5 protein-coding genes are annotated in these 4,314 nt (G+C 58.8%); 1 reads left to right on the forward strand and 4 read right to left on the reverse strand.

Features of this window, described 5'->3' with window-relative positions:
• The 3 genes from IEW01_RS17520 to IEW01_RS17530 all read right to left on the reverse strand — a co-directional run.
• Positions 1–1,027: IS256 family transposase (locus IEW01_RS17520; RefSeq protein ID WP_188530306.1), on the reverse strand; the 1,027-nt coding region annotated here is incomplete at its 3' end.
• A gap of 432 nt (positions 1,028–1,459) precedes the next feature.
• Positions 1,460–2,191, reverse strand: a complete 732-nt coding sequence (locus IEW01_RS17525) for an RES family NAD+ phosphorylase (protein ID WP_188530308.1) — start codon at positions 2,189–2,191, stop codon at positions 1,460–1,462.
• A gap of 84 nt (positions 2,192–2,275) precedes the next feature.
• On the reverse strand, positions 2,276–2,500 hold the full coding sequence (locus IEW01_RS17530; RefSeq protein ID WP_188530310.1) for a hypothetical protein: 225 nt from the start codon (positions 2,498–2,500) through the stop codon (positions 2,276–2,278).
• A 336-nt stretch (positions 2,501–2,836) separates the two neighbouring features.
• On the opposite strand from IEW01_RS17530, the gene IEW01_RS17535 reads away from it, so the two are divergent.
• Positions 2,837–3,865: an IS110 family RNA-guided transposase gene (locus tag IEW01_RS17535; RefSeq protein ID WP_188530312.1), complete on the forward strand. Its 1,029-nt coding sequence runs from the start codon at positions 2,837–2,839 to the stop codon at positions 3,863–3,865.
• Positions 3,866–4,025: 160 nt separating this feature from the next.
• Here IEW01_RS17535 and IEW01_RS17540 read toward each other — a convergent pair.
• On the reverse strand, positions 4,026–4,314 hold a 289-nt coding region (locus IEW01_RS17540), incomplete at its 5' end, for a transposase (RefSeq protein WP_229738354.1).

Below are 4,314 nucleotides of genomic sequence, written 5' to 3' on the forward strand. Positions count from 1 at the left end.
AAATAGCAGAAGCCCGCAGAAAAGTCTTTTCGATCTCATCCGTGCTGTGGAGCTTCGAGCGCAGGCTCTCGTCGAAGGCCATGTAGGCCAGCACGTCGTGTTCGCTGGCGTCCATGAGGTCGGCCAGCTTGGGCCAGCGCGAGCGCAGTTGCTCGGCGACCTTGCGCCAGGTTTCCCCGGCATGGGCGTGGTCGGGCGGATCAAAGGCCTGCCGGATCGCGGCGGCCACAACGGTGTGCTGGCCGCGCGAGACATGGGCCAAGGCGTTGCGCATCCAGTGAACGCGGCACCTCTGCCATGTCGCCTCGAAGACGCGGGCGATGTCCGCCTTGAGGCCGGTATGGGCGTCGCTGATGACCAGCCTTACCCCACCAAGACCGCGGGCCTTCAAGGAGCGCAGGAACTCGGTCCAGAAGGTTTCTGCCTCGGACGGCCCTATGCCCAGGCCGATGATTTCCCGGCGTCCTTCGGTGTTGGCGGCCACGGCTATTATCGCCGCGACCGGCACGATCCGTCCACCCTGTCGCACCTTCAGATAGGTGGCATCCAGCCAGACATAGGGCCAGTCGCCGGTCAGCGGGCGGTTGAGGAACTCGCCGTCCCGCTCATCGATGTCCTTGCACAGCTTCGAGACAGTGCTTTTCGAGATGTCGCTCAACCCCATGGCCTGCACCAGCTCGTCCACGCGGCGGGTCGAGACGCCGCCGATCCACGCCTCTTGGATGACGGCCACAAGTGCCTGTTCTGACGTTTTGCGGGCCTCGAGGAAGCCCGGGAAGTAGCTGCCCTGTCGCAGCTTCGGCACGCGCAGGTTCAGTGTGCCCAAACGGGTATCGAGAGCGCGCTCTCGATACCCGTTTCGCCAGGTCGTGCGATCGCCGCTGCGGTCATGCCGTCCAGCGCCGATAAGGCCGTCAACATCGGCCTCCATGATCAGCTGAAGGACGGCTTCGGCGATGCTGCGCAGCAAGTCACCCTGATCGTGCTTGGCCAGAAGTTCGGACAGGTCCATGTTGGTCTTGGTCATCCGCTGGCCGGCAGGGCATCGCGCAGCAATGTCCCGAGAGGCGGGGTCTCCCTGTGGTTCGTGGTTGAAGTCGCCAAACTCCACCTCGACCATACACCTCGATGGCCACCCGGGATTACACCGAACGTGCCGGTGAAATTACACCACGCTCGCGGACACTAACGCATTACGCGAAGCCTCGGAGCAGACAGCTGTAGACCGCAATTGCAACTGCGATCGGCCCTGGCATCACTGGTGTATTGTTTGATCGCGGTATCGACTTTCCGACCCAAAGCCTGTTCATGGGCCTCTGGTGCGTCCTGTTTTCCGGGGCCTGCTTTTTGATTGATCGCCGTCTTCCACGAGAGCTGGCGTTATGAATGACGAAACTCCTCGGGTATCGCTCAGCAATTCGGTCGTTGTCGGATACCCCATGCTCGATTCGCTTGTGCATCACTCAAGCTTGAGTTCGCGAAAGTCGAATGTCGCCTTGCTGACCTGAAAAAGGTAAGATTCTGTCTGTAGAGCCGCGTCGAGGTCGAACAATGCGATGTTGTAGCCTGTTGTCGCGAAGGCGCTCTTGTAGATTACACCATCGTACCCTTCCGAGCGAAACACTTCGGCAATGATCTGAGTGGCAGCGTATTCGGCAGTATTGTCGCTGCGCGTAACGGGGCGCGAAAAAGCGTAGTCGATATGCGCCCAGACCTTTTCGTTCACCTCGTCCAATCCAGACAGATCGACATTGGGGGCATCGAATCCATGATATTTGGAGCAGTCGACAACTGTGACGTCACGCCCGAGGCTAAAGCGGGCCACAGAGAGAATTGAGCCGATCCAAGGTCGAACTTCCGACATCGCAACCTCTCGGGTGGTTGCAAGATAAAGACAGGGTATTCCCTTTGCATTGACTCGCCCCTCATAGGCCCGATCCTGCCATGGACGCATGCGGGTCTCCGGGTGCGGGCCGCTGATCCGTCGCCCGTCAGCATCGCTTGTCCAGTCATGTCCTATTTGCGCGCGCCAGAACTCGGCACCAGCAGGAATGCGCTCAAGCCGTGCTTTGCACGTATCGGCGACGGCAAGTAGGAACCTTTCACCGCTTATTGAACGCAGGTATCGGCTCCGTTGGGAAGCTTCGGTTCTGAAATCCAGAAAATCGCGAGGACCGGAAAAGTCAGTCACGGGATCAATACCCAGCGTCTATCAATTCGGATGCTGTCATCGCATGGGCAGTTCGGCTAACGGGCAAGAGCACTGAACTACATGTCACCATGGAAAGCTTCCTCCGTCGCACCGAGCGGCACCGCCAACCAAGGCGGGGAATTCGCGACGGATCAGGTCCGCATCGCTCGGCGCATGGACCTCGACGTAAGCTCGGTTATCCACCCAGAATAAGCGATGCGTACCTTCGGCGAAATCCATGAGGTATTGGTGCAACTGATCAGCCGTCTTGCGACTGATGCTTTCGATCAAGGTGATTTTTTGTATCATCTCTTTCTCCTCTTAATGCTCGAACTGGCGTAGGCAGCCTTAAGGCCCTCGGCTGCGTTCAAGCACAGGCCACTCTTCGCGATTGGTTCCGGAATTGTGCAATTGCCCAGTACAACTTGTTTCGAGCAGCAGAGGCGGATGGGGTGGAGCCATCGACCAGATCACGTACCTTGAATGTCCAATTCTTGTCAATCGGCACCGAATTTTGACCCCTTATAGGCGTCCCAAAATGACCCCCTTGGCGCACGGGTCGCTGGCCCTGACCTAATGGGATGAACTGCCTTCCCACCAACCCGCTGCTATCATTGCGGGCATAGGTGGAGAGAGGAGCATCTAATGGACATCAAGGTTTTGGGCATTGATCTGGGCAAGACCGTTTGCAGTCTTGCTGGGCTGGACGAAGCAGGAGCGGTCGTGTTTCGCAAACGCCTCCAGCGACATCGGCTACTGGCCTTTCTGGATGGGTTGCCGCCCTGTGTTGTTGCAATGGAAGCCTGCGGCGGCGCGCATCACATCGGGCGCTTTTGTCTTCAGAAGGGGCATGAGCCTCGGTTGATGTCGCCGCTCTATGTTCGGCCCTATGTGAAGGTTCACAAGAACGATGACCGTGATGCAGAGGCCATTGCCGAAGCCGCGACGCGTCCGACGATGTCATTCGTCGCAATCAAATCGGAAGAACAGCTTGATTTTCAAGCCCTGCACCGTGCGCGGGAACGTCTGGTGACGGACAGAACGCGGCTGATTAATCAGGGCCGCGGTTTCCTGATGGAACGCGGAATCCGGGTAGGGTCAGGGCGTCACGTCTTCCAAAAGGAACTGACCAGACTGGCCGTGCAGGGCACCGACGATCTTTCACCCCGAATGCTCATGCTTCTATCTGACATGGCGTCAGAGCTGGACGTGATCAATGACCGGGTCGCGGCCATTGATGCCGAGATCAAGGCTCTGGCCAGGACGGATGCCAATATGCAAAGGCTGATGGAGATCCCCGGCATCGGCCCGACAATTGCGACAGCGCTCGTGGCCGCTGTCGGCACCGGCAGCAGTTTTGGCAAAGGGCGCGATCTCGCCGCATGGCTCGGCCTCGTGCCGCGGCAGATCACAACAGGTGGCAAGGCCAAGCTGATCGGCATCTCGAAGCACGGTAATCGCTACTTGCGCAAACTCTTCATCCACGGAGCCCGAACGGTGCTGCATCTCGTGCGTGACAGGACGTCGCCAATAACGGCCTGGGCAGATGACCTGAAGGAGCGAGCGCATGTGAACGTTGCGGCGGTTGCCATGGCCAACAAGATGGCGCGTATCGCCTGGGCTATGTTGACGAAGGGTGAGCGGTATCGGCCCAATGCACTGAGCGGCTTGTAGTCGAGCGGAAGCACAACTGCGGGCAAAGGAATCTGCGAGCGAGGAGGAGATGGACCAACGACCGATCGGCGTCTTGTCAGTCTGATGGGGAGCATGGCCCCCGAGGGGAGTGTCATAAACTCTGTGTATCTGGCCTGGCCCATGCGGGTTTCAGATACGGTCACGCGTTGAAGCGCTCGTCGAACATGATAGCGAATTGGTTCCGGGCCGCAAACCATTCCCGGACATTTCTGCCGCCTTTCTCGAAGTTGCGGATCGCCAGATAGATCAGCTTTGTGGCGGCCTCCTCGGTCGGGAACGAGCCGCGGGTCTTGATCGATTTGCGGATCACGCGGTTCAGGCTTTCGATGGCGTTCGTAACCGGTATGAGGTTCTCGGTGCCGATGTTCGGCGTTGATTCTTTGATCAGGGTGTATGCTGCGAGCATCCGGGACAGAGGCACCGGGAGC

The organism is Sinisalibacter lacisalsi (assembly GCF_014640115.1).
GTDB lineage: Bacteria > Pseudomonadota > Alphaproteobacteria > Rhodobacterales > Rhodobacteraceae > Sinisalibacter > Sinisalibacter lacisalsi.